This is a genomic window from Xanthomarina sp. (genome assembly GCF_035306605.1).
Classification (GTDB): domain Bacteria; phylum Bacteroidota; class Bacteroidia; order Flavobacteriales; family Flavobacteriaceae; genus Xanthomarina.
The window spans coordinates 1-21,606 of record NZ_DATGNR010000030.1 but is presented as its reverse complement, the minus strand read 5'-3'; the positions used below and the strand labels follow the sequence as shown (position 1 = coordinate 21,606).

General features: G+C 31.9%; 17 protein-coding genes. 5 read left to right on the top strand and 12 right to left on the bottom strand.

Going from position 1 to position 21,606, the window contains the following annotated elements; all coding sequences use genetic code 11:
- The first annotated feature begins 256 nt into the window (after window positions 1-256).
- From pabB to VKY41_RS04440, 3 genes are all read left to right on the top strand, one after another.
- Window positions 257-1,552: an aminodeoxychorismate synthase component I gene (gene pabB, locus VKY41_RS04450; RefSeq protein ID WP_500813233.1), complete on the top strand. Its 1,296-nt coding sequence runs from the start codon at window positions 257-259 to the stop codon at window positions 1,550-1,552.
- An 88-nt stretch (window positions 1,553-1,640) separates the two neighbouring features.
- Complete coding sequence (gene tilS / locus VKY41_RS04445; protein ID WP_500813232.1) at window positions 1,641-2,963, top strand: tRNA lysidine(34) synthetase TilS; 1,323 nt, start codon at window positions 1,641-1,643, stop codon at window positions 2,961-2,963.
- Window positions 2,953-4,953 carry a protein-disulfide reductase DsbD family protein gene (locus tag VKY41_RS04440; protein ID WP_500813231.1) on the top strand — a complete coding sequence of 667 codons (2,001 nt, stop codon included), beginning with the start codon at window positions 2,953-2,955 and terminating at the stop codon, window positions 4,951-4,953. The genes tilS and VKY41_RS04440 overlap by 11 nt, the downstream gene beginning before the upstream one ends.
- Window positions 4,954-5,182: 229 nt before the next feature.
- Here the strand turns inward: VKY41_RS04440 and VKY41_RS04435 are convergent, their stop codons facing one another.
- Window positions 5,183-5,485 carry a hypothetical protein gene (locus VKY41_RS04435; RefSeq protein WP_500813230.1) on the bottom strand — a complete coding sequence of 101 codons (303 nt, stop codon included), beginning with the start codon at window positions 5,483-5,485 and terminating at the stop codon, window positions 5,183-5,185.
- A gap of 86 nt (window positions 5,486-5,571) precedes the next feature.
- Window positions 5,572-6,639, bottom strand: coding sequence for a 3-dehydroquinate synthase (gene aroB, locus VKY41_RS04430; protein WP_500813229.1), 1,068 nt, complete (start codon window positions 6,637-6,639; stop codon window positions 5,572-5,574).
- Window positions 6,640-6,731: 92 nt separating this feature from the next.
- Between aroB and VKY41_RS04425 the strand changes: the two genes are divergently transcribed.
- Window positions 6,732-7,904, top strand: coding sequence for a proline dehydrogenase family protein (locus VKY41_RS04425; RefSeq protein ID WP_500813228.1), 1,173 nt, complete (start codon window positions 6,732-6,734; stop codon window positions 7,902-7,904).
- Window positions 7,905-7,906: 2 nt separating this feature from the next.
- Here VKY41_RS04425 and VKY41_RS04420 read toward each other — a convergent pair whose 3' ends face one another.
- From VKY41_RS04420 to VKY41_RS04385, 8 genes are all read right to left on the bottom strand, one after another.
- Complete coding sequence (locus VKY41_RS04420) at window positions 7,907-10,264, bottom strand: GumC family protein (RefSeq protein ID WP_500813227.1); 2,358 nt, start codon at window positions 10,262-10,264, stop codon at window positions 7,907-7,909.
- Window positions 10,265-10,285: 21 nt separating this feature from the next.
- Entirely contained in the window at window positions 10,286-11,074 is a 789-nt protein-coding gene (locus VKY41_RS04415; protein ID WP_500813226.1) for a polysaccharide biosynthesis/export family protein, read from the bottom strand.
- A 14-nt stretch (window positions 11,075-11,088) separates the two neighbouring features.
- The gene (locus tag VKY41_RS04410; protein WP_500813225.1) at window positions 11,089-12,996 is read right to left on the bottom strand and encodes a polysaccharide biosynthesis protein; all 1,908 of its coding nucleotides are present in this window, start codon (window positions 12,994-12,996) and stop codon (window positions 11,089-11,091) included.
- The gene (locus VKY41_RS04405) at window positions 12,989-14,134 is read right to left on the bottom strand and encodes a DegT/DnrJ/EryC1/StrS family aminotransferase (protein ID WP_500813224.1); all 1,146 of its coding nucleotides are present in this window, start codon (window positions 14,132-14,134) and stop codon (window positions 12,989-12,991) included. Before VKY41_RS04405 ends, VKY41_RS04410 begins: the two co-directional genes overlap by 8 nt.
- Before the next feature lie 445 nt (window positions 14,135-14,579).
- Window positions 14,580-15,560 (bottom strand): polysaccharide deacetylase family protein, encoded by a 981-nt coding sequence (locus tag VKY41_RS04400; RefSeq protein WP_500813223.1) that lies wholly within the window; start codon window positions 15,558-15,560, stop codon window positions 14,580-14,582.
- Window positions 15,557-16,147, bottom strand: a complete 591-nt coding sequence (locus VKY41_RS04395) for a sugar transferase (RefSeq protein ID WP_500813222.1) — start codon at window positions 16,145-16,147, stop codon at window positions 15,557-15,559. The genes VKY41_RS04400 and VKY41_RS04395 overlap by 4 nt, the downstream gene beginning before the upstream one ends.
- Complete coding sequence (locus tag VKY41_RS04390; protein WP_500813221.1) at window positions 16,144-17,349, bottom strand: DegT/DnrJ/EryC1/StrS family aminotransferase; 1,206 nt, start codon at window positions 17,347-17,349, stop codon at window positions 16,144-16,146. The genes VKY41_RS04395 and VKY41_RS04390 overlap by 4 nt, the downstream gene beginning before the upstream one ends.
- A 4-nt stretch (window positions 17,350-17,353) precedes the next feature.
- A complete protein-coding gene (locus tag VKY41_RS04385) occupies window positions 17,354-18,445 on the bottom strand; it encodes a glycosyltransferase family 4 protein (protein ID WP_500813220.1) in 1,092 nt (363 codons plus the stop codon).
- Window positions 18,446-18,733: 288 nt separating this feature from the next.
- Here VKY41_RS04385 and VKY41_RS04380 point away from each other — a divergent pair, with 288 nt between their 5' ends.
- The gene (locus tag VKY41_RS04380; RefSeq protein ID WP_500813219.1) at window positions 18,734-19,648 is read left to right on the top strand and encodes an ATP-grasp fold amidoligase family protein; all 915 of its coding nucleotides are present in this window, start codon (window positions 18,734-18,736) and stop codon (window positions 19,646-19,648) included.
- Window positions 19,649-19,652: 4 nt separating this feature from the next.
- On the opposite strand, the gene VKY41_RS04375 is transcribed toward VKY41_RS04380, so the two are convergent.
- Window positions 19,653-20,810 carry a glycosyltransferase gene (locus VKY41_RS04375; RefSeq protein ID WP_500813218.1) on the bottom strand — a complete coding sequence of 386 codons (1,158 nt, stop codon included), beginning with the start codon at window positions 20,808-20,810 and terminating at the stop codon, window positions 19,653-19,655.
- The coding region (locus VKY41_RS04370; protein ID WP_500813217.1) for a glycosyltransferase at window positions 20,811-21,606 on the bottom strand (796 nt) is incomplete at its 5' end. It abuts the gene before it with no gap.

Here is a 21,606-nt window from a genome sequence, read left to right as displayed (position 1 = left end):
TTTTAAAAGGATTCCACATTCCTGAGACGGCAGGAATCTTAGAATTAGTCATTTGCTGGAAATATACAAAAGGTTTTTTACTTAAAAACGAATGTTCTTCTATGTTAAGCGGTGATTTTAAAGTGGAGCTATGTTTATAAAATTTAAGACAATTAAATTTGAAAGGGTTTTAAGTGCGTTAATTCGGGTTGAAAAAATAGAAAACTAAAAACATTTCAGCTTTCACATCAATATTAAATTTCGGTAATTTGTAGTATTGAGAACAACATATTTACATAAGCCTTTATCCATAGACACCTTTAAAAAGCAATTGCTTGCTTGGAGTCAGCAATTTTATGAAGTAATCTGGATGGATTCCAATAAGTATCATCAAACATATACTAGTTTTGATGCTGTTTTGGCTATAGATGCTATGACTTCTATTCAAACAGATTATCATGAAGCTTTTTTGAAGCTAAAAGAATATCAAACCATAACAAAGGATTGGTTATTTGGTTACCTTACTTACGATTTAAAGAATGCTGTTGAAGATTTGAAATCTAAAAACATAGATGAGCTACATTTTCCAGAACTTTATTTTTTTCAACCTAAAAAGCTGTTTTTAATTAAAGGTGAAACTGTTGAATTACAATATTTAAACATGGTTTCTGACGAAATTGTAAATGATTTAAAGGAAATTGAAAATCAGAGCATATTAAGTAAGCTACAGAGTAGTAGTACCCTGGAAATAAAACCGAGAATCCACAAAGAAGCCTATTTAAACAAGGTAAATACGATGCTCGAACATATTCATCGAGGCGATATTTATGAAGCCAATTTTTGTCAGGAATTTTATGCAGAACTTGCAAGCATTAAGCCATTAGATACTTACCTAGAGCTTAATAAAATTTCAAAACCACCATTTGCAACCTATGTTAAACTTGGTGATAAATATGTTTTATCAGCATCACCGGAACGTTATTTAAAAAAGTCAGGAAATAAAATTATTTCACAACCTATTAAAGGCACAGCTAAACGATCTCAAGATGCAACTGAAGATAAAAAGCTAAAAGAGCAGCTCGTTGCTGATGAAAAAGAACGTAGTGAAAATATAATGATAGTAGATTTGGTAAGAAACGACCTGTCTAAAACGGCTACAAAGGGAAGTGTTCAAGTAGAAGAATTGTGTCAAGTTTACTCGTTTCCTCAAGTACACCAAATGATTTCAACGATAACTTCAGAAATTGGAGACTCAACGCATCCTGTAGATGTTATTGAATCTACTTATCCTATGGGAAGCATGACAGGTGCACCAAAAATTTCAGCAATGAAAATTATTGAAACTTTAGAAGAAACCAAACGTGGAGTATATTCAGGTGCTATTGGGTATTTTACGCCAGATAACAATTTCGATTTCAATGTGGTTATTAGAAGTATTTTGTATAACTCAACTAATAAATATTTATCTTTTTCCGTTGGTAGCGCCATTACAGCAAAAAGTGAACCTATAAAGGAGTACGAAGAATGTTTGATTAAAGCTAAAGCTATGCGCCAAGTTCTTGAAAAACAGTAAATGCAGGACATTAAAATCTATGTGGTAATTACTACATAACTCATAAAAGAACTTATATTTGAAGTGTTCTTGAATTCCAACAAACATCATGTTTAATCAGTTTAAAAAACATATTGATAATAACCTTAGTTTTATAAAGGATAGTAAGCTTCTTATAGCTATTTCTGGAGGTGTGGATAGTGTGGTATTAACACATTTATGTTACCAATTAGGATTAAAAGTTAGTTTGGCGCATTGTAATTTTAATTTACGAGCAGAAGAAAGCGATAAGGACGAAGATTTCGTTATAGAATTAGCAGAAGATTTAGAGTTGGACGTGTTTATTGAAAGTTTTGATACGGAAGCATTTGCTAAAGATCATAAATTATCTACCCAAATGGCCGCTCGAGATCTGCGATATAATTGGTTTGCTGATTTAGCCGAGCAATTACAATTTGATTATATTTTAACTGCACATCATGCTGATGATAATCTTGAAACCTTTTTAATAAACCTTACCAGAGGTACGGGTTTGGATGGGTTACTAGGAATTCCAGAAGTCAATGGTAAACTTGTTAGACCCTTGTTGAGTTTTTCAAGAGAAAACCTTGAAGTATATGCATTGAAAAACAACATGGCTTGGCGTGAGGATTTGAGTAACGCATCTACTAAATACCTAAGAAATAAGCTGCGTCACGATGTGATTCCTATTCTAAAAGAAATCAACCCAAAACTTCTTCAGAATTTTCAAAAAACATTAAGTCATTTACACGATACTAAAGTTGTTTTAAACGATAGTATGGATGAAATTCATAAGAAAGTAGTCGATAAAATTTCAGAAGATGAGATTCATTTTAGTGTAGAAAAACTAAAGAGTTTATCTAATCCAAGAGCTTATTTATTTGAGATTTTAAAAGCTTATCATTTCACAGAATGGCAGGATATTACCGATTTGTTAGAAGCACAAACAGGAAAACAGGTGTTTTCTAAGTCTCATCGATTATTGAAAAATAGGGATGAACTAATTTTATCTAGAATTTTTCATGAAAAACCTGCTGAACACCTAACTATTTCAGAAGAAATTGATTGCGTAAAAACAGCCTTGGGAAATTTATCTTTTGAGACAGTAGATAAAATTGTACCGACAGATAAAACGTCCATCTTTGTTGATAAAGATTTGTTAAAATACCCATTAAGCGTAAGGAAATGGGAAAAAGGAGACTATTTTTACCCTTTTGGAATGGAAAGCAAAAAAAAACTAAGTAAGTTTTTTAAAGATGAAAAGCTTTCTATGATAGATAAAGAAAATATTTGGTTGTTATGCTCCAATGAAGAAATTGTTTGGATTTTGAACCATCGAGCAGATAACCGTTTTAAAATAACTAATAATACGCGTCATATTCTTAAAATATTACTCCACAATGAAATATAAATTAGGTCTCATTATTACATTATTTTTTGCAATTTTAACTGCACAAGCTCAAGTTTTAAACCCAGTAACTTGGACTGGCGAAACCCAAAAGATTTCAGATACAGAATATCAATTAGTTTTTAAGGCAGATATTGATGAAAATTGGCATTTGTATTCACAAGACATGCCGGAAGGAGGAGCACTTCCTACCGAATTTATATACGATTCGGTTAAACGAATAAATAAATATAAGCTTGTAGGGAAAACCTTAGAAAGTAAATATATTACCGCCTACGACAAAGTATTTGAGATGGATCTCAATTATTTTGATGAAAAAGCAACCTTTACTCAAAAAATAGAATTAATAGATCCAGAATTAAAGAACATTGAGGTTGAAATATCATTTCAAGCTTGTGATGATGTAAGCTGTATCTATCAAAACAAAATAGTAAATTTCGATTTATCTAACGCAACATTGGTTTCTGAAGCTGCTTTAAACTACATTGAAACCCAGAACGAACCTGAAGCTGTTGTTGCAGAAAAAATAGAGTCCGTCCAAGTAGAAAGAGATAACAAAGGCTTGTTAACTATCTTCTTTACAGCTTTCTTTTTAGGGTTTTTAGTGTTACTGACACCTTGTGTATTCCCAATGATTCCTATGACGGTTAGTTTCTTTACTAAACAAAGTAAAACACGTGCGGCAGGAATTAAAAATGCTTTATTATATGGCTTTTTTATTATAGTAATTTACACACTTTTAGGAACAGCAATTTCGGCTATTTTTGGAAGTAATGCGATGTACGAATTCTCAACAGGTGTCACCTTTAATGCCATAATGTTTATTGCTTTATTGGTGTTTGCTTTTTCCTTCATGGGAGCCTTTGAAATAATGTTGCCAAACTCTTGGGTTAATAAAGTAGATAGTGGTGCTAATAGAGGAGGAGTAGTTGGTATCTTTTTTATGGCTCTAGCTTTAGCAGTTGTATCGTTTTCATGTACGTTTCCAATTGCTGGAACTGCTTTATTGGACGCCGCTACTAAGGGAGGAATTGCGCCAATAGTAAGTATGCTTGGCTTTTCATCGGCTATAGCCTTACCATTTGCGTTGTTTGCCTTTTTCCCAAGCTGGTTAAATTCTTTACCAAAATCTGGAGGTTGGTTAAATACAGTAAAAGTGGTTTTAGGGTTTTTAGAATTGGCATTCGCTTTCAAATTCCTGTCAATGATAGATTTAGTTCTAGAATGGCATTTCTTAGAAAGGGAAATTTTTATAGCCATTTGGATTGCTATTTTTGGAACTCTAGGTCTGTACTTATTAGGAAAAATTAGATTACCACTTGATTCGCCGTTAGAACACCTTTCTGTAGGGCGATTAAGTATGGCTATTTTAGTATTTGCATTTACATTCTATATGATTCCAGGACTTTGGGGTGCTCCTTTAAAATTAATTAGCGGATTCCCACCACCAATGAGTTCACATAGTGAATCGCCTTATGGAGTTGGTTATATGAAAAAACAAACTAGTGCATCTGGGGAGTTTGTTTCTAAAGAATTGCCTGAAGATGCTCATTTTGGTCCTAACGATTTAATTGCTTTTAGAGATTACGACAAAGGAATGGCTTACGCTAAAAAAGTAAATAAGCCAGTTATGTTGGATTTTACTGGTTTAACCTGTGTTAACTGTCGTAAAATGGAAGAACAAGTCTGGATAGATGATAGAATTTATGGCTTACTAGATAATGATATTGTACTTATTTCATTATATGTAGACGATAGAACCAAATTACCAAAAGAGGAGCAATACGACTCTGAGTTAACCGGAAATAAAGTAAAAACCTATGGACAGAAGTGGTTGGAATTTCAACAGACTAGATATAACACTAATGCGCAACCTCTATATGTAATCCAAAATTTGGAAGGTAAAGATATAAGTGCTCCAGTAGGGTATACTCCAGAAGTTAACGAGTATTACAATTGGTTAAAGGAAGGTGTATCTAATTTTAAGAAATAAAATTGAAATAGATAGTTGATAGAAGACTGCTTGAAAAGGCAGTCTTTTTTATTTTGAGTCTGTAAGAATAAGTGTTTTAAATAGTATGAAAAGAAGTTTACAATTGTTGTTGTAACTTAAAAGAGACCTAATTCAAAAAGATTTGATTTGTGAACAAGATTGTACAGACCAACATGGTTTATGGTCTTAAAAAAAATGAAATCACCAAATTTCAGATAAGGAACTCTCATTATTCTTCCTCATCCTTGAAGACTTCAGATTTTAGATCGTCATTAATAATCACATGACCTAAATCATCTACCTCAAGTTCTTCTGTGGTTTCAAAATTAGTCATTGTGTAATGTAGTTTGCTACTAACTTTAACTAAATACACAGAATCTTCGGTTCTAACTTCAACGGCTTCTATAATTTCGTTTTTGTGGTTTTCAAAGGAGATAACATCGTCATCATCATAGCCATCTGGAAATTTTTCTGAAAGTAATTTCAGAAGTGTTGGTGTTAGTTTTTTGTAATCTATTATAACTCTTTTCATTACTAAAGGGGTTTAAATATTAATAATTACTACCTGCCTTAAACTTTAGCAATTTTCATAAAGTTACAAATAATTTAAATCGAAAATTAAGAATTATAATAATTGAATGCCTTTAATAGTACATTGTTTTCTACCAAACAATCAATTCTTGGTTTTCCTATTGCTTCTAGTAAAACAAAATTTATATTACCGTGTTCATTTTTCTTATCGAACTTTAACAATTCTATTATGGGATTCCGGTCCTCATCTTCAATTTTAATTTGACCAAAAATTTCCAAAATAACAGTTTTAATATGCTCACATTTCATTAAGGAGAACCCACTTAATTTAGTAGAAATATATGTTGCCAGTATCATACCAATAGCAATTGCTTCACCGTGAAGTAAAGGTGTTTTATTTGAATTACTTAAGTAATAAGATTCAATAGCATGCCCAATAGTATGTCCGTAGTTTAAGGTTTTTCTAATATGTTTCTCAAATGGATCTTTTTCAACTATGGCTGTTTTTATCTCAATAGACTCATAAATTAGTTGGTCTAAATCCGAAACATCTAAAGTATCTAATTTTAAAAATTTATTCCAATATGCTTCACTATAAATTAATCCATGTTTCAGCATTTCAGCTAAACCTGAGCGCATTTGGTTCTGTGGTAAGCTGGTTAAAAAAGAAGTGTCAATTAAAACCATTTTACCTGGATTAACAACCCCTATTTGATTTTTTAAATGCCCAAGGTCAACACCTGTTTTTCCACCAATAGCGGCGTCCACCATTGCTAGTAGGGTGGTGGGTACATGTATATAATCGATACCCCTTTTAAAGGTTGAAGCTACAAAGCCTCCTAAATCTGTAATAACACCTCCACCTAGATTAATTAACACACTTTTCCGGTCGGCTCCAAGTTCAGATAGCACTCCCCAAACACCAGAACAAGTTTCAATGTTTTTGTTTATTTCTCCAGCTTCTATTTCAATAATTTCTATGTCAATTTGAGTTTCTAGACGACTTAAAAATTGAGCTAAACAAAGTTCGTGCGTATTTTGATCGACCAAAACAAAAATCTTAGAGTAATTACTAGCTTCTAAGTGTGAGTTTAAGTAGGTGTAACCTGTTGAATTAAAATGAATTGAATAACTGTTGGCTGTGATTGATTTCATGAATTTCTTTAATGGAATAAGAAGCGAAAATTATGTATTTTTTTATAATTATGTAACAATACTATAATTATCTTTGCGAATAATTTTTTACTATGTCTAAAGAACGTCTTTTCGATAATACCGAAGTTGCTTTTTCATTAAAAAGTAATTCAGAACTTAATAGAGCATATTTATTGTTTAAAATGATTTCCTACGAACCATTGGTAAAAGTTGGAAAAGCATTAAGTAATTTTGCCATAAAAGCCAATTTACCAGTTGAAGGTATAATTAGAGCGACTGTTTTCGACCATTTTTGTGGAGGAATAAGCGAAAAAGATTGTTTACCTGTAATTGACGCCATGTATGAAAAGGGGGTTAGTTCTGTGTTAGATTTTTCTGTTGAAGGAAAGGAATTGGAATCTTTTTTTGATGCTGCTATGCAGAAAACTTTGGAGATAATAGAGTTTTCAGAGAAAAAAGAAGCAATGCCTATTGCGGTATTTAAACCTACAGGGTTTGGAAAACCATATTTGTACGAAAAGAAAGGTGAAGGAAAAGCGTTCACTACCGAAGAGCAAGAAGAGTGGGATAGGGTAGTAGCTAGATTTGATAGAGTTTGTAAATTAGCTAAGGAGAAAGATGTAGAGGTTTTAGTTGATGCAGAGGAAAGTTGGATGCAAGACGCCGTAGACGACTTGGTAACGCAAATGATGCAAAAATATAATACTGAAAAACCTATTGTTTACAATACGCTACAAATGTATAGACATGACCGAATGCCTTTTATAAAAAAGGAATTGGAGCATGCCAAGGCAAAGGGGTTTTATTTAGGTTATAAGATTGTTCGTGGGGCGTATATGGAGAAGGAAAATGAACGTTCTATTAAAAGAAATTATCCATCTCCTATATGTGAAAGTAAAGCTGCTACGGACGAAAACTTTAATGAAGCAGCCAAGTTTATTTTAGATCATTTAGACAATATTTCTCTTTTTGCCGGTACACATAATGAAGCAAGTTGCTATTTAATTATGGAGTTAATGAAGGAAAAAGGAATAGCTATAAAAGATAATCGTGTATGGTTTGGACAACTTTACGGCATGAGTGATCATATTAGCTTTAATCTAGCTAACTTGGGTTATAACGTAGCTAAATACGTTCCCTTTGGCCCTGTTAAAGATGTGTTGCCTTACCTAATACGTAGAGCAGAGGAAAACACTTCTGTTGCTGGACAAACGGGTAGAGAACTGATGTTGCTAACAAAAGAAAGAGCTCGTAGAAAAAGCTAATATTAAAATATTTTCCACCATTTCTTTTTAAACGGTTTTTCACTGCCATAGCCATAACCATACCCATAACCTTTTTTATGGTCTACGCTATTTAGTAGTATATTCATATTTGGAAGTCTTTTTTCCGAGTACATACGTTGTGCAAGTTGAAGTTGCTTTTTAGTGATGTAATTAGCTTTTACGACGTAAATAAACAAATCGGCGTATTTACTAATTAACAAAGTGTCGGTAACTAGTCCTACAGCAGCTGTGTCTACAATGATATAATCGTATTGTGTTGAAACTTCTTCAAAAAGTTCTTTAACACGATCGTCCATAAGTAATTCAGCTGGGTTGGGAGGAATTGTTCCTGATGGGATAATATCAAAGTTTTCGTTGTCTTTATTTTTTATAATGATCTCATTAACCTTCACTTTTTTATTACCTATAAAATTGGTTAAACCAAAATCACTATTAATATTTAGGTAATCTGCCGCCTTTGGTACACGTATATCGGTTTCAACTAACAGCACTTTTTTCTCTGTAAATGATAAGGATAATGCTAAATTGGTTGCTGTATGAGACTTTCCTTCTTTGCTTGTAGTGGAAGTAATAAAAATCACCCGAGCACGATCATCAATATTTTGAAGTAAAAACTTAAGGTTTGTCCTAACCATTCTAAAAGCTTCTGCTTTAGGAGAATAATCAATTTTAGATATAAGTTTATTTTTCTTATTTGATTTAGGAATGTCTCCAATAAAAGGAATGTTAACTTCTCTTTTAACATCGTTGATGTTATGAACCTTATCATCCAGTAAGTGAAATAAATAAATTAGTAATATTGGAATTCCAAATCCTAAAATTAAGGCTGTTAATAATATAATTGGTGCTTTTGGAGCTACCGGAATTGTAGAGGCAAACGCCTGATCTACAATTTTTGCATTAGGAGATGTGACACCGTGGGTAATAGCAGCTTCCTCTCGTTTTTCCAAGAGATATAAATATAGGCCTTCTTTAATATCCTGTTGACGTTGAATATCTCTAAATTGTCTTTGCTTTTTTGGCGCTGAGTAAATTCTAGAACCAATTCTTCTGTTTTCCTCTGCTAACGAACTATAATTCATTTCGTTCGTGTGCTTCATATTGGTTAAACTCTGCGTTAAATTTGACTTTAGTTGGTGAATTTGATTGGTTAAATTAACTATGGTTGGGTTTTTTTCACTAGAATTTTTCAATAGTCTATTCTTTTCCAAAACCAAATTGTTGTATTGTTGAGTCAATTGCTCGATGGAATTATCTGCAATCCCAATATTAGCAGGTAGCAATTCTGAATCAGCTTCATCCTTTGAAATGTGTTGATTCATATAGTCTATCAACTGTATCTGCATTGCAGTTTCAACCAACCTGTTTTCATTTTGTCTTTCACTTTCTAAATAAATATTAGATTGGGTTGCTAAATCGGTTAACTTGTTGGTTTTTTGAATGTTTTCTGCACTTAAATCAACATCTCCTAATTCTGCTGTAACAATTTCTAATCTGTTATTAATAAACTTCGATGTGGCATCCACAACCATTTGTTTGTCGTTTTGAACATCTTCATTATACTTTTCAATAAGTTTATCCAGAAACAACCTAGCTTTTTCACCTACATTATCGTTTATCGATAAGGTAATTATGCTTGACATTTCTTGGTTGGCTATAATCAGATTTTTTTTATACTTAGATACAACTTTAGCAATAGGAGTGATTTTGATCTTGATATTAGAACCAATTTTAAAATCAGACTCCCCAATTCCAGGAGTAATTGTAATGGCACCAAAACTAGTTGGAATACTTTCACCAAAGGCATAAACAGTTCCCTCATCATCCAGGTTCTGGTTTTCTTCCTTTTTAAAAGAGAACTGATCTGAAAAGTTGATGCCTTTTAAAAGGAAATTCTGAGCAGATTGAATCTTAATGCTAAATGTAGTGTCTATCGTGTGTACGATAGAGTCTGGTGCACTAAAATTAATGTTTAAAGGAGGTCTGTCATAGGATTCGGTAACCTTTATACGTCCCTCAACAAAATATTGGATATTAAATTTTAATTCCTTGATGGCTTGCTCAATAATAACTCTAGATTGCATGACTTCAATTTCATCTAAAACATTATTACTTTCTCTTCTAAAAAGGCCATAATTTTGCATCTGAGAAATCTCAGGTAGTCTATTGTTGTTTTCGTTATCCTTGATTTTAATTTTTGCCGTGGCACGATATTCATAATCTGCATAACGCAAATAGACAAAGCCTAGTACAAGGGCGGATATAGCGCAAAAAGCTATAATTTTCCACCTATGCATGTAAGGCATTAATATATCTTTAAAATCGATGTTTTGCTTCATTCTAAATTTTTTATAATGCTATTACCTTATTAAAATAGCAGCTATGGTAGCTAAAGTACCAACTGCAGAAATTATAACTACGTAATTTTGATTGTAGGATGCTGAGCGGATTTTGGCAGGATTTGGTTCTACATAAATAACATCGTTTTGCTCTAAATAGAAATTAGGTTGGTTTACAACATTTATAGATGTTAAATCAAATTTTGTAAATCGTTTTAGTCCATCTTGTTCTCTAATTAAAAACACATTTTCTCTTTTGCCATGAATGGTTAAATCTCCTGCCATACCTAAAGCTTCAAGAAGAGAAATTTTTTCATCTTCAACAGTATAGGTGCCAGGAGAGTTGACTTCACCAAGTATGGTAACCGTGAAATTGGTTAGTCTGATGTTTATAATAGGATCGTTTACAAGCTCCGATATTTTTTCTTTTAAATGGCTAGTTAATTGAGTTCTAGTTAATCCACCAGCTTTTATGGTTCCTAAAACAGGGAATTCTATGTTTCCCTCAAGGTCAACTATATAGGTTTGCATTCTAGTCTCTCCACGTAAATCGACTGAAGATGAAGCACTAGTGATTACAGGTAGGTTGAATGGACGTACTGTTTCAGGATCAGGACCTGACACGTAAATTGAGAGTAGATCGTTTGGCTTAAATATCGTTTCAGGGTTAAAATTAACTTCACTTAAATTACTAAGTGGTTCGTCCTGAAAATAAATAATTTCTTTACTGGAAACACAAGAAGTGCCAACAGTAATAATTAAAATTAATACTGCCTTTAGCAATAGTTGTTTTATAAGTTTTAGTTCCATATTTAAGTGTTTATCTAAAGTTCTATGTTTAAAACATCGTACTTAGTATTATTAGGTTTGTATTCTTTCACTATGTTTTTTATTTTAGATACAATTTCAATGTTTTGAGTGTTTGGCCCTAATTGACACAATTCATCTATATAAAGTCCCACATCTGGCATGTCAACCTCCTTACATTTAGCAATCATTATTTTTTCGTTGTAAGTGGGTTTTGTGTTTTCACCATCAATTAGTAATTCTTCGTAAATTTTTTCACCTGGACGTAAACCTGTAATGCGTATATTAATATCTTCAGGATATCGAAGTCCTGATAGAGTAATCATGTTAACTGCTAGATCGAATATTTTTACAGGTTCTCCCATATCGAAAACAAATATTTCCTGACCTTGGCCCATGGCTGCCGCCTCAATAACTAGCTGAGCAGCTTCAGGAATAGTCATGAAATATCTAATAATATCCTTATGGGTAACTGTTAAAGGTCCGCCTGATTCTATTTGTTTTTTAAATAAAGGAATAACGGAACCATTAGATCCTAAGACATTTCCAAATCTGGTAATTACAAATTTGGTGTTTCCTAAACTAGCAGTGTTTTGACAGGAAACTATCATTTCGGCTATACGTTTTGTTGCTCCCATAACATTTGTAGGATTAACAGCTTTGTCAGTAGAAATTAGAATAAACTTGTTTACACCGTATTTAATGGATAAGTCAATTAGGTTTTTTGTACCTCTAACATTGACACTTACTGCTTCGTATGGGTTTTGTTCCATTAAAGGAACATGTTTGTAAGCTGCAGCATGGAATAGCATATCAGGTTTATATTGGTCGAAAATAAGATTCATCCTAATCTTATTTCTAACATCTGAAACAATAGCTTCGATGTTTTTTATGCCGCTTCTTATTAATTCTTGCTGTACGTCGTATAAACCAGATTCGGCATTATCAATTAGAATAAGTTTTTTAAACTGATATCTAGATAGTTTTCTAACCAATTCACTGCCAATAGACCCTGCAGCACCTGTTACAAATATAATTTTGTTGTTATATTCTTCGGCAAGCATTGGGTTGTTAATGTTAATTGGTTCTCTTCCTAGTAAATCTTCTAGGTTTAAATCTTGAATTTGTCCAATGCTTAAATCGCCATCGATCCAATTTTTTACAGCAGGAACAATTTTTACTTTAAGGTTTAAAGAGAAAAGTTTACTGGTAATTTGAAGTAATCTATTGGAATCGATTTTTTGAATGGAAATAATAACCTCGGCTATTTCATTCTTTTCTATAAATTCTTTAGTAATCTGTCCTGGCTCGTAAACCTTTAAAAGGTTGATGATTTTTCCAGCCTTACTTTCATTGTCATCAATAAATCCTACAACTTTAATATTGCTTTTAGGGTCGCTTGTTACAGCGTCGTAAGTAATCATTCCAGAAGTTCCTGCACCATAAATTAATGCAGACTTTTGTTTTTCAACATCATTGGTAACAATACCCATGTAAACAGATTTTATAAAAAATCGAGAACCTACTAAAAAGAAAATATTTAAAAGTAGATGTATATATATAATGGAACCAGGAATGTCAAAAACGGAATCAAAGTTAAGTTGCCTACTTAGAAAAGTTGCAGTAATAAGGAGTGTTGCTAAAATATTAATACCTATAATAAGATTTATTACATCTTTTGCTCCTGTAAACCTAACAACTCCTTTATGAGAATTAACGATTAGAAAACTAATAATAGCAGCTACTATAACAAATGGAACTTGTTTGAAAAAATCTGTTATGTCGAAAACAATTTCGAAGTTATATCGAATAATATAAGCTAGAAAAAAGGTAAACAATACCATACATAAGTCGAACAGCAACACTAACCATTTCGAGGCGTATTGATGTGAAAAATTTCTTAGTATTTCTATATATTTACTCAAAATATTGCTTAATTGTTTTAACTATTTTACTTAATTCTGTGGCTGTTAAGTTAGAGCCACTAGGCAAACACAAGCCCTTTTTATATAATTCTTCGGAAACCCCATTTAAATAACTTGGAAACTTTTCATACATTGGTTGTAAATGCATAGGCTTCCATGAAGGTCTAGCTTCTATGTTGTTAGTTTGTAAATGTTCAAGTAAATCTTCTCTCATTTTGTGGGTTTCTAAAATAATAACTGTTAACCATCTGTTAGAGAAGAACCCTTCAGGCTCATTTAAAAAGCTAATTTGTTTTACGCTCTTTAGGTGTTTTAAGTAATAATGATAGTTTGATCTTCTTAAATTAACATATTTATCCAAAACCTTCATTTGTCCTCTTCCAATACCTGCCAATACATTGGACATTCTATAATTGTAACCCATAGAAGTGTGGGAATATTCCATTCCTGGGTCTTTTGCTTGGGTTGCCAAAAACACGGCATTGTTTTTAGTTTCCTTACTTTTTGAAACTAAAGCACCTCCGCCGGAAGTGGTTATGATTTTATTTCCATTGAAAGATAAAACTGAAAAATCTCCAAAAGTCCCACATTTACGATTAAAATAGCTGCTTCCTAAAGCTTCAGCACTATCCTCAACTATAGGAATTTGAAATTCATTTGATATTTTTTCTATTTCACTCACTTTATGTGGCATACCATATAAGTTTATTACAATTATGGCTTTTGGTTTTTTACCTTTCTTTATTCTATCAATTATAGCTTGTCGTAATAAAACGGGACACATATTCCAAGTATCTCTTTCACTATCAACAAAAATTGGTTTAGCTCCTAAATAACGTACAGGATTTACTGAAGCAATAAATGTTTTAGTCTGACAAATAACTTCATCGTTTTCTTTTATATTTAACAACACCAAAGCTAAATGGATTGCAGCTGTACCTGTTGTTAAGGCAGCTACATGGACTTCTCTACCTAAATACAACTCTAGGTCGGCTTCAAAACCATTGACGTTTGGTCCTAATGGAGCTATCCAATTTGTACTAAATGCTTGGTTAATAAATTCTTCTTCATGCCCACTCATGTGCGGCGACGATAGCCATATTTTTGAACTCAAATTATATATATTATTAACTATCATAAATATCAGTGTTTATAAGGCTAACATCAAATAAATACGATAAATTACTGATTTTCACGTTTTCGGATTTTTTCACCATCCATGTGACCTAAATAACTAAAATATCAATTAGTTTTTCATTGTCTAAAACAATTGTCATTTTTCTTTAAAACAAGTTTAAATGATTTAAAGCAATAAATAAATATAGTTGCTAAAATTAGGATAGGGAGAGGGATCAATCAACTAGTTAAATTGGGTTATTAATAATTAAATATACAAAAAAAGGAATACTAATATTGATATTAAAGGAGGTATAAATTAAATTAAATCAAGAAGATAAAAAGCATAAGAATTCGTACTGCTTCTTTGGTTTTATAAGTGGAAGTAACTATTAATAAAATGTGATTTAAAATTTAAACACATGTATTTCAGTTAAGTAGGTGCCTTATTATTATAAAAGTTTAAATTAAGAATAACTTACTAGTTCTTGCATAGTTACGTTTTTGAAGTGAAACTCATTATTTAATTTTAAATAATGGTCAAAAATAGACTCTAGTGCAGAAAAATTTTCATTCATATGAGTCCCAAAATTGTGAGGATGCCACCATAGATGATATATTTCATTATTTTTCGCAGCGTATGACATAGCTTTTTTTACTCTAGAAATCCTAAATGTATCTAAATGCCTTAAAGATTTACTGTATGGTCTTAGAAAACAACTAGAAGGGATATTAACAAGGCCTCTTTCTTTATTTATTTCACTGATTTTATATGTGTTGTAACCAGATATTTTAAAATATGCATCTAAAAGTCTTAAGGCTCTTGTGTGTTTTTTTTTATAGTCTTTATCTAAAGTGTTGTATATTTTGTGCTTTTCTATACCACGATAGGCCGTAATACCGTGTTTTTTACAAGTATAGAGGTAGGCCGGTTTTACTTGGTTTCTTGGAAACGCAATACTTTTTATACTAATGTTTTTTTTCTTCGCTATAGTCATGGCTGCAACTAAATCGGCTTCAAACTGTTCCTCGGTTTGTCCATCTTCTAAACAATAATAATGGGAATAGGTGTGGGTTCCAATTTCATGTTTATTAGTTTTTTTAATTTGATCGATTAGTGTAGATGCGTAATGGTATTGGTCGTCTGTTTCATCGTAACCTATGCCTTCTAAAATGTTATAAGGGCTAAACTTTGGATTGGTATAACTAGGAAGTAATTTTGGACTGTTTTCTAGTAACTCAGCTTTGTTTTCCGCAAATAAAAAACCAACTGTTGCAAATGTGAATTTAATATTATAATCATCGGCCATTTTTAAAAGTCTTGGCACAACAAGTTTAACGTTTTCTAAGTTTTCTTGGTAGTCGGAAATGCTTCTTTTATCAAAAACCCCCCAATGCAACTCAAAATCTAGAGAAATTACAAAATAGCCATTAGATTTTTTCATCATGAAATAATAATTTGTATGGTACTAAAAATAATTTTTAAATCAGTCAACAGACTAGGGCTATTAATATATTTCTTGTTTAATTCAATTTTCTTAGGCATGATGTTTTCAATGTAAAACTGCTCTGGATTGCTGGTTCCTTTTAAAAGTTCTGCTTCATCTCGATATGTAATGGAAGCATAATCTGTTATTCCAGGTTTCACATTTAGAATTATTAAATCTTCTTTAGAATAATAATCAACATATTTGCGCACTTCTGGTCTTGGGCCAACAAAACTCATATTGCCTATTAAAACGTTAATTAGTTGCGGGAGTTCGTCTAATTTATATTTTCTTAAATAGTATCCAATTCTTGTAACTCTTGGATCTCGATCACCAAGGGTTAATAATCCTTTTTTGTCTGATCCAACAAACATGGTTCTAAACTTAAAGATTTTAAAATCCTTACCATATCTGCCAACCCTTGATTGTAAATAAAAAAGTGGGCCTTTGGATTCGATTTTTAATAGTATTGCTAATATTAATAATAATGGCAGTAATATTATCAATCCGAAAAACGAAAAAACTATATCAAAAATTCTTTTAATCATATCACTGATTCAACGGCATTACTTACTGTATTTACAATGTAATTTAATTCTTTTTTAGTTAATTGCGGATAAATAGGGAGGGAGATTTCCGATTTATAATTATTATAGGATATTGGAAAGTGTTCTATGTTAAATCCCATATCTTTAAATAAAGTCAACATAGGTAAGGGTTGAAAATGCACATTTACAGCGACACCTTCTTCGGATATATTCTTGATTATCGTGTCTCGGGTGGATTCTGAAATATCCTTTATTCTTAAAGCATATAAATGGCATGATGATTTTTTATCCTCGCTCTTATATGGAGGTAAAATGGCCCATGATTTAGTTTCGAAAAATTTGTGATAAAACTCATACATTTCAACACGATTTCTAAGTGTGTTGTCAAAATACTCCGGTAATTGAGCCACGCCAATAGCAGCTAAAACATCAGGCATATTAATTTTTAATCCTGGATAAATAATATCGTACCTCCAGCCTCCAGCTTTCGATTTTGTAAAAGCATCTTTAGTTTGACCATTTAATGAAAAACAACGTAAGTAATCGTATTCGTCCTGATTACTAAATGGTTTAGGTAAGTTTAAGCATACGGCACCTCCTTCGGCTGTTGTAATATTCTTTACGGCATGGAATGAGAAAACAGTAATATCAGTAACCATACCTAAGGGGTCGTTGTTATAGGTAGCACCAATGGAATGTGCCGAATCTGAAATCATCAAAATCCGTCCTAGTTTTTCTTGATTTTCGTTATCAGGTTTAAACAGGGCTTTTTTATTATTTATTACCGTATAAATTTCGGTATAGTTACACGGCCAACCGGCTATATCTACAGGGATAATAGCTTTAGTGTTTTTAGTAATTACTTTTTCTATCTGCTTAGATGAAATATTAAAATCAGATTCTACATCTACTAAAATTGGTGTTGCTCCAACATGAATGACCGCTAAAGCGGTTGCAGCATAAGTATATGCAGGTACAATGACTTCGTCTCCCGGACCAATACCATACCATTTTAGTGCCAACATGAGACCTGATGTAGCCGAATTGACACATAAGGTGTTTGGAGCCTTAGTGTATTTACATACTAATTCTTCTAATCGTTTTACTTTAGGACCAGTAGTTATCCAACCAGATTCTAAGGCACTGTTAACTTCTTGAATTACAGCCTCGGTTATATAAGGTGGTGAAAATGGAATTTTCATGTTTTCAGTTATGATTAATAGCTGAGTTAAATATAGTTATATATTTTTTAGAAACATTTTCAAGACTGAACTGTTTAACGTGTTTTAAGGCATTTTCGACTAATTTATCGGCTAATTGTGTGTTTGTGGCTATTTCTATCATCGCATCTGCTAAAGCTTCCGAGTTTTCCGGTTCTACCAGAATAGCTTCTTTTCGATGTCTTGTAAAGTCTCGAACACCTGTTACGTTAGTAGAAACTATTGGTAATCCTACTGCTGCAGCCTCTAATAAAACCCTAGAAAATCCTTCTCTAAAAGTGGGTAAAACAAATGCGTCAGATTTTTCTAATAAATCTAGCACATCATGGCGTGGACCTAAAACATCAACAATATCTTGGTATTGAGTCAGGATTTCCTTGTTTAATTTTTTGGAGTTTTCCTCGAGGGGTCCAACCAATAAATACTTAAAGGAATAGCCTTTGTTGCTAATTATTTTAGCTGCTTCAAGTAAATTAACAATTCCTTTTTCGTAAACTAATCTAGCTACACATATAAAGGTAAAAGGCCTATTGTTTCGTTTGGCACGTTGTGTTATAAACTTAAGTTCAATTCCGCTACTTAATATTATGCTATACTTGTTGTCTGGAATGAGTTTGTACTTCAAATACAGATCTTTATCATCTTCGTTTTGAAAAACTGTATTGCAAACCCGATTTTTTGATATGGTATGTACAAGTAGATATACCTTTCTTAAAATAGCACTAAAAAAAGTTTGAGACATAAAAATGGTACCTAGACCTGTAACAGTTCTTGTTATTGGGGTTTTTGTTCTTAATTGCGATAATGGTACTAGAAAAGCAGGTTTAGTATCGTAAGTATGAATAAGATCAAAATGATTCTCTTTAAAAAAACGTTTTAACCATAACACTGTTTTTAAATCAGATATAGGAGAGAAGCTTCTGTTTAAAGGAAAGGAAATATAGGTAATAGGTTTTGGGAAAACTTGAATACTAGTTCCAATAATGGTAACATGAAATCCCGCATCAATGAGGTATTGAGACAGAGGGATTCTTTTATGCACATCTTCACCTCCAACTAAACATATTTTCTTAGTCATATATAGTTAATCTACTCAAATTTAATATTTTATTTAAGAAATATACTTAAGCTTTAAGAAAAAAATTATAAATTAGAAAATGAATAAATAACTTTATGGCAAAAGGTGTCAAGTGTTTAACCCTGTGTTGTTTTGCTGTAAGTAAAAACATGAATGAGTGACTATAGCTTTGGGGTTTATTGGGCATAAGCTGCGGAAAGGTCTGGGTATTGACTTAGATAAAATTAGTCGGAATTCCAGTATTTAGGAAGTTTAGTTTCCAATAATAAGTATTAATACACGAGTATTTTGAAAGAAGTAATTAGAAAAACATATCTAGAAACTACAATTGGTCCATATTTAATTCAACCGTTTTATGGTCTATATAATTATTTTAAGTACACTCGAAAATCTGATATCTATAAGATTAATAAAGAATTCACTAAAAGTTTTGGTTATAAACCTAATTTAGAAAATCCTAAAACATATAATGAAAAATTACAGTGGTTAAAATTATATGATAGAACCCCCTTGCATACTCAATGTGCCGATAAATATGCTGTAAGATCTTATGTTAAAGAAAAGGTTGGGGAAAAGTATTTAATTCCTTTAGTGTATGAAACGACACGAATAAAAGATATTAAACCCGAAAATATTCCAGACTTTCCTGTAATAATTAAATCAAATCATGATAGTTCCGGGGGCTCTATTATTTTAGATAAGAAAAATACTAATTGGGTTGTTGTTAGAAACAAGTTGTTTAAATCGATGCATACCAATTATTACACCAAGTATATAGAATGGCAGTATAAAAACATAAAACGTCGAATTGTTGTTGAAAAGCTTCTTCAACATAAAGACGGATCCATTCCATTTGATTATAAAATGCATTATTTTAATGGGGAACTAGTTTTTATTCAATTAGATATTGATAGGCACATCGACCATAAAAGAAATCTATATGATAAGGATTGGAATTTTTTGGATGTAGTTTGGGTGTATAAAAACGGACCTCAAGTAGAAAAGCCTGCCTGTTTTGAAGAAATGAAAACCGTTTCTAAAGCACTAGCTCAAGATTTTTGCCATGTAAGAGTAGATTTATATACTTTGGATGATAAAATATATTTTGGGGAAATGACGTTTCATTCTGAATCTGGTTTTGGCGTATTTAACCCGAAAGAATGGGATTTGAAATTTGGAGAGATGTTAACCTTGCCAAATTAACTCATTAGATACTATCTATTAAATCTTTAAGTTGATTTCCAATTATATCTATGGAATATTCCTTGGAGCGCTGATACCCTAAGTTAGCATATTCTAAACGTGGCTTGTTGTTTTGTTGTAAAAACAAAATAGCCTTGGACAAACCTTCAACGTCATTTATATTTATTAAAATACCGTATTTCGCTTTATAAAAGGAACCCTGATCTATGTGGACAGGCTGGTTTTCATTTAAAAGTTCAAGTGGACCAGACATGCAATTTGTTGCAATGACAGGAATCCCTACGGACATGGCTTCTAACAAAACATTGGGGAAGCCTTCCGTTAATGAACTTAAAACAAAACAATGGTTATCCATAATTTTAGAACGAACGTCAATTACGTTTCCTTTAAAATCAACACGACTAGATAAATTTAAGTCCTTTGTTAAAGTTTCTAGTTCGTCTTGTAGTTCACCATCACCATAAATATCCAATAATATATTGTTAGGTAATTTACTTATGCTTTTTAAAATATGGTTTTGGTTTTTCACTGGAATTAACCTTCCTATGGTTGAAACTTTAAAAGGAGCCGCTGTATCTGTATAGTCATTAAAATAAGGTTGTTCGGGACTTAAAACAATGGGGTTATATATAACATTTTGATCTATTTTTATATTAAAATGATCTGTTAAGTCTTGATTAATATGAATGGAGTTAGAGAACAGTTTGTCATTCCTATTGTACAACAACGGTATAAGGACTTTGCTAATAAGAGCAATAGACTTTGTTGTTTTATAGCGTTTAGATGGAAAACATCTTTCACTAATAATGGATTTTAGTTTTGGATTGAAAATTTTAGCCAATCCAGTCATGGCATTTTGACGAAGCATAAAGGATATTACAACCTCAATATTTTCATCTTTTAGAGTTTTGTTATATTTAAATATGAAGTTGATATAATCTTTAAAGTGTTCAATTTTAGAACTTTTAAATGATTCTCCTTCATTGGAAAGTAAAATTACTTTAACGTCTTTCGATATAGGTAGCTTTACTATGTCGTAAAGTAATATTAAGGTAACATCAAAGTATTTGGGTAATTCGAAGGTAAGCAAACTAACTACTTTTTCAGCGCCCCCAAAACCTATAGCAGGAACAAATAAAGCAATCTTTTTTTTGTTTGTCATTTAATTTGAGTTAACCAAATTTAAAAATAAACTTTCGTATTTCGAAATAATTTTTTCTTTGTTGAAGCGTTCTTCTACAACGCTTCTAACTGTTTCCGGATTAAAGATATAGTCGCTATTAATTTTGTTTAAATAAGTAATATATTCATCTGCTGTATCCGCTATATATCCGTTTTTTCCAATTTCGATTATTTCATCCAAACCTCCTGGTGCATTGAAAGCCAGAATAGGTGTGCCTACGACACAACTTTCAATTAGAACATTTGGGAATCCTTCAACGTAAGAGCCTTGTAAAAACACATGACTGTTGCTAAGGTGCTTGTCGACTTCCTTTGTAAATTCAATATAAGTAACTTTATCTTCTATACCAGCTTTTTGTAAAGCCGTAAAAATGCTGTCTTTTTCAATCCCTCTTCCAATAAGCGTATAATGAAAAGGGAAGCTGACTTTTGAAAGTACTTCAATAATTCTAAGATGCCCTTTTTCTTTACTTAAACGCCCAATGGTAATAAACCTAATAATTTCATTATTTTGTTTTGAGTTTGTTTTTAATTTGAAATTATTGGTAATGGGATTGTTGATGAGAATTGTTTTTTCCTTTGGTATATTAAAATAGTTTACCACGTCAGCTTGCATATCTTTAGATTGGCATAAAATGCAATCTACTAATTTATAGGCAAAGGTTATAATTCTATCCGAGAAGAAAATAGAGGAGGAGGCATTGTATTTATTTAATACACTTATTACGTTTGCCTCTCGAGCCACAAATTTGGTGCTTCTAAAAAAAGGAGACATA